The sequence below is a fragment of the Streptomyces sp. DH12 genome, from assembly GCF_020873895.1.
GTDB lineage: Bacteria > Actinomycetota > Actinomycetes > Streptomycetales > Streptomycetaceae > Streptomyces.
The window spans coordinates 1-386 of the sequence record NZ_JAHWGT010001690.1 but is presented as its reverse complement, the minus strand read 5'-3'; the positions used below and the strand labels follow the sequence as shown (position 1 = coordinate 386).

Genomic DNA, 386 nt, shown 5'->3' with positions numbered 1-386 from the left:
AACAGGTACAGCGCGCCCTTCGGCTTCACGCAGCTCACGCCCGGGATCTGGGTGAGCAGCTCGTACGCCACGTCCCGCTGCTCGCGCAGCCGTCCGCCCGGCAGGACCAGGTCGTTGATCGTCTGGCGGCCGCTGAGCGCGGCGACCACGCCGTGCTGGCCCGGCATGTTCGCGCACAGGCGCATGTTCGCCAGGACCGTCAGGCCCTCGATGTAGGAGTCGGCGTGGGCGCGCGGGCCGGAGATCGACATCCAGCCCACCCGGTAGCCGGCCACCCGGTACGCCTTCGACATGTCGTTGAAGGTGAGGGTGAGCAAGTCGGGGGCGATGGATGCGGTCGGGACGTGCTCCGCGTCGTCGTAGAGGATCTTGTCGTAGATCTCGTC

The 386-nt window shown here is 68.7% G+C and carries 1 protein-coding gene; it reads right to left on the bottom strand.

Annotated elements, in window-relative coordinates; genetic code table 11:
• The coding region (locus LPA54_RS41755) for an aminotransferase class I/II-fold pyridoxal phosphate-dependent enzyme (RefSeq protein WP_228985560.1) at positions 1–386 on the bottom strand (386 nt) is incomplete at both ends.